Annotated in this window: 6 protein-coding genes; 2 read left to right on the forward strand and 4 right to left on the reverse strand. The window is 64.8% G+C overall.

What is annotated here, in order from left to right; genetic code table 11:
• Together V7E26_RS29275 and V7E26_RS29280 are read left to right on the forward strand one after the other, a co-directional pair.
• Positions 1 to 402, forward strand: a 402-nt coding sequence (locus V7E26_RS29275) for an FAD-binding oxidoreductase (RefSeq protein ID WP_324422868.1), incomplete at its 5' end; no start/stop codon positions are given.
• Between the two features lie 226 nt (positions 403 to 628).
• Entirely contained in the window at positions 629 to 1,327 is a 699-nt protein-coding gene (locus tag V7E26_RS29280) for an outer membrane protein (protein ID WP_324422869.1), read from the forward strand.
• 56 nt (positions 1,328 to 1,383) lie between these two features.
• Here the strand turns inward: V7E26_RS29280 and V7E26_RS29285 are convergent, their stop codons facing one another.
• The 4 genes from V7E26_RS29285 to V7E26_RS29300 form a co-directional block, all read right to left on the reverse strand.
• Positions 1,384 to 2,373, reverse strand: a complete 990-nt coding sequence (locus tag V7E26_RS29285) for a hypothetical protein (RefSeq protein ID WP_324422870.1) — start codon at positions 2,371 to 2,373, stop codon at positions 1,384 to 1,386.
• Complete coding sequence (locus V7E26_RS29290; RefSeq protein ID WP_324422871.1) at positions 2,370 to 3,152, reverse strand: creatininase family protein; 783 nt, start codon at positions 3,150 to 3,152, stop codon at positions 2,370 to 2,372. Before V7E26_RS29290 ends, V7E26_RS29285 begins: the two co-directional genes overlap by 4 nt.
• Positions 3,153 to 3,169: 17 nt before the next feature.
• On the reverse strand, positions 3,170 to 3,955 hold the full coding sequence (locus V7E26_RS29295; RefSeq protein WP_324422872.1) for a DNA-binding domain-containing protein: 786 nt from the start codon (positions 3,953 to 3,955) through the stop codon (positions 3,170 to 3,172).
• Positions 3,952 to 4,532, reverse strand: a 581-nt coding sequence (locus V7E26_RS29300; RefSeq protein WP_324422873.1) for a DUF692 domain-containing protein, incomplete at its 5' end; no start/stop codon positions are given. The genes V7E26_RS29295 and V7E26_RS29300, both read right to left, overlap by 4 nt.

Consider the following 4,532-nt stretch of genomic DNA (forward strand, 5'->3'; position numbering starts at 1 on the left):
AAGGCGCTGCGCCCCGGCGCCGGCGTGGTGGCGACCGACGTCTGCGTGCCGATCTCGCGGCTGGCCGACTGCGTTACCGAGACCGAGGAAGACCTGAAGCGGCTCAATCTGCTGTCGCCGATCGTCGGCCATGTCGGCGACGGCAACTTCCACTGTTCGCTGGTCTGCGACGTCGACAACAAGGACGAAATGGCGCGCGGCGAGGAGTTCATGCACCGTCTGGTCGAGCGGGCGCAGGCGATGGGCGGCACCTGCACCGGCGAGCACGGCATCGGGCAGGGCAAGCAGAAATACCTCAAGGCCGAGCTCGGCCCCGAGGCGATCGACGCCATGCGCGCGCTGAAGCAGGCACTCGACCCGCAGAACATTTTCAACCCCGGCAAGATCGTGCCGGTGGGGTAGCGATTGTCCGCCACCTTCAAACTAAAACCGCAGGTGGCGGACAAAGCCTTGCAATGACGTTGTTCAATCCAAGATTGTACATTGTGGCGGCAATCCCAATTTCGTTCCAAACATAGCCTCGTTTCAACACGCCGTCGCCCGACTTAAACATCATCGCGCCCGAACTGCGCTCTTCTGCTCATGCCGCAACATGTGTTGCGTTTTGCGTGCGTGAAGAGGTGCGTTGATGCGTTTTGTTTCCTGGGGGATCGTTGCCGCTTGCGGCTTCTTGCTGGCAGGTCCGGCGGCGAAGGCTGCCGAAATCCGTGTTCCGGACCTGCCTTCGCCCTCCTACAACTGGACCGGGTTCTATGCGGGCATCTATGGCGGTGGCGGGTATGCGGCATGGGCCGCCGATTACTGCCGAAACGGCGCGTGCCGCCATTCGGAGGGGCAGGCCGGCGGCTTCGCGGTCGGCGTCTATGGCGGCTACAACTATCAATTCGCCAACCGCTTTGTGATCGGCGGCGAATTCGATTGGGGCAAGTCCTCCTCGTCACGGGACGAACTGATCTTTGGCGACAGCGCCTTGCTGTCGAGTTTTGGCGCCTTCGGCTCAGCGCGCCTGCGGGCCGGCTACGCGTTCGACCGCCTGCTGGTGTTCGGCGCCGTCGGTGTCGGCGTGGCCAGCATCGGTAATGGCTACCGCTACACGGTGCAGAAGGGATGCGATACCCTGGTGCAGGCGATCTGGGACGAACAGATCAAGGCCGGGCTGATCGCAGGCGGCGGCATCGAATATGCCTTCACCGAGCATTTTGTCGGCCGCGGCGAATACCTCTACGCCGACTATGGCAGCGTCACGCTATCCAGCAAGGATCGCACGCGGGCCGAATTCCGCAACGAGATGCACCTCGTTCGCGTCGGCGCCAGCTACAAGTTCTGATCCGCGGCGCAAAGGATCCGGCAGCGGTTGGCTGCCGGATCGACGGCTGGCACGCGCTATTGTTCACGTGGCGCGGTGATCGCCTTGCGGATCGCGGCGAGCGGCGCGGTGTCGTCGAATTCGATATCCTCGCCGACCCGCTTCAAGCCGAGGTCGTGCCACAGCGCGGCGAGATCGGGCGTCACCGCCTTCGGTCCCATCTCGGCGTGAAGGCGGGTCAGGACGTCGACGCCGACGGCCCGGTCAGCGATTGCGAGAACGCGCTCGATCCGCCAGTCCTGCTCGTGATTGCCGCCGGCGGCGAGCACGCCGCGCATCGCGTCCTGCAATCCGAGGCGATTGTTGGTGCGCTTGCGGATTTCGATATCGGCGAGCAGGCAGAATATCGCGCCGCCCCAATATTTCCGTCCCCAGGTCGGCGTGTTGTCGAGCCCTTCATCGCCGGCCTGCGGCAACCCCTTCGGCATGTCGCGCATCATCGCCTGCCAGATTTCCCGCGCCGAGAGGTCGCCGGCCTGCGCGCGCGCGACCGGTTCGACATAAACAGCCAGGCCTTCCGACAGCCACGCATAACGATCGGGCATGTCGGGCAGGGCGGTATGCACCATCTCATGCACCATCACCCAGTCGCGGCGCAGGACGTCTTCGGTTGCATCGCGGCCGAGTGGAATGCGGATGGCGGCGCCGCGATAGCCCCACGTCGTGCCGCCGCGAATGCGTCCGCCCTCGACCGGCACCAGCAGCAGCCGCAGCGAACTGACGGGAAAGCGCCCGTAATAGGTCGTGACGGCCCGGGCCGACGTCCTGATCCAGTCGAGCAGCTTTTCCCTCGGCAGCGTCATCTCACCCGGCGCGAAGGCTGTATGGATGATGCCGCCGTCGACCTCAAGATCGATCTTGGGCAGGCGGTCGAACGCGTCGTAAGGCATGCCGTCGCCGCGCATATAGTCGGACTGCGCGTCGGCACGGAACGAGATCGCACCCGTCAGCATCGCGCCAATCGCCGCGGCGGCAACGGTCCAGCGCAGGGCGCCGGCAGTTTTCATCGCGTCACGCTGTGCATGGCCGCCGGTTGGTGGCCGCCTTGCGCGGCGAACGCGGCGGCCTGTTCATGGAGATCTTCCAGCATGGCGGCAAGCAGGGCTTCGCCCTTGGCTGCCGTCGCCCGCGTCGGATCGCCATAGCTGCCGGAGCGGCTGTAGTTCGGCGAATCCGGATCCGAAGGCGTCAATGACCCCGGCGTCTCCTTGTTCCGGATTGGACTGGCTTCGGCGCGCGCCATGTCCACCAGATGCGGCGCCATCGCCAGCATCAGCGACGTTTCCATCTCGTCGGCATGGCTGCCATGGCCCTGCTCGGCCAACTGACGGGCCACGCGCGGATAGCGCGGCCCTTCGTGAATCCACAGATGCCTGATCCGCGTGCGGTCGAGGCGCGTCAGCGCACGATCGACCGGAGCGAGCGTGCTGATGCCGGTGTTGAGCACGAGCAGTTTTTGGCACCCGCCACCAAGTATCTGGCCCCCGATCTCGCGTATCAGCGCCTCGAAAGTCGAGATCGAGAGGGTGTTGCTGCCGGCATATTCGACGAAGGCGGGGTAATGGCCGTAGGTCAGCGTCGGCCAGATCAGCGCGTCGATCCGCTCCGCGATCTTGCCCGCGAGCCATTCGGCCTGGATGCGGTCGGTGTTGAGGGGGAGGTGGAAGCCGTGCTGCTTGGCCGCGGCGCCGATCGGCAGGATCGCTATCGCGCCGGCCTCGATGCGCTGTGCGACCTCGTCCCAATGCATGCGCTCGATGAAGTGGCGATGGGTGTCGATGTCCATTCGCCCGGCGCTCCCTGTCATGAACCGACGGAAACGGTGGTGAGAAGCCCGGCCGTGATCCAGCCGTGCAGATATCCCGCGCCACGGCCGGCCGCGCTGTCAGGATCGTCATAGGTCGCGAGCATCTCGCAGAGCACGCCGAAGGGAATGCCGTTGGCAGCCTCGTCCCACATCATGGCTTCTTCCGGTGGAAGCTCGCGGAACATCGGTGTGACGTCCTGCCGCCAGATCAGCAGGCGTGCGGGCTGCTCCAGCCCGGCTGCGTCCGGCGGCGTTTCGTCATTCTTGAGCGCAAGCCAGATCGCCGCCGCGTTGGTCGCGAGGTCGAGCCTCGATGCGCTCGGATGCGGCTCAAAGCGGAGGCCGGACCAGACTTCGGGCGCGAAGCCCGCCATGTCGGTCAGGTCGACCGTCTTGCCATCGGCGGCGTCGAAGGCGTCGTTCAGCGCCTTCTCCAGCGCCGCGAGATCGGAGAGCACGGCGTGATCGGCATAGGGCGCGGTCGATCGCAAAAATTCGGGCAGGCCTTGCGAGAACCAGCGCAGGTTCGAATGCGTGGAAGGACACGCCCTGACGTAGGCATGCGCCATCTCGTCGAACATCTCGTCGCCGATATAAAGATGCAGCAGTTCATGGTCGTTACGCATGGCCTCGACCAGCCGCGAGCCGTAGGCATGACGATAGACGCCGAACAGCACGTCGCGCTTCTCGCGCGGGCCGTCGAGGATTTCGGCCAGCACCGTGTCGTCGCCATCGAGGATGCCGCGCTGGAAATCCGCCTGCTGTCGCGCGAAGTCGCTCATCCGGCGTGGCTGCCTTCGGCAAGGATATTCTCGGCCATCTCGCGCGTCCTGGCCACCTCGGGCAGAAGTTCGGCCAGCGGCGGGATGTTGTCGTCGCGTTCGATCATGGTCGAGACCCGGCCGAAGCGCTTCAGCGCCGCGGCATAGAGCTCCCAGACGTCCTCGCACACCGGATGGTCATGGGTGTCTATGATGTGGGTGCCCATGTGGCTGTGGCCGGCCATGTGAAACTGCACGACGCGATCCGCCGGAATGCCGTTCAGAAACGTCATGGGATCGTAGCCGTGGTTGAAGGCGCTGACATAGACGTTGTTGACGTCGAACAGGAGCCAGCAGCCGGAGCGGCGGGACAGTTCGGACAGGAATTCCCACTCCGTCATCTCGGAATTGTCGAACTGGACATAGGTCGAGACGTTCTCGATCACGATGGCGCGGCCGAGAAGATCCTGCACGAGCTGCACGCGGCCGACGACGTGATCGAGCGCTTCGCCGGTGTAGGGGATCGGCAGCAGGTCGTGCAGATTCTTGCCGTGCACGCCGGTCCAGCACAGATGGTCGGAGACCCATTTCGGCTCGA

The sequence above is a fragment of the Bradyrhizobium sp. genome, assembly GCF_036735945.1.
In the GTDB taxonomy this organism is placed as follows: domain Bacteria; phylum Pseudomonadota; class Alphaproteobacteria; order Rhizobiales; family Xanthobacteraceae; genus Bradyrhizobium.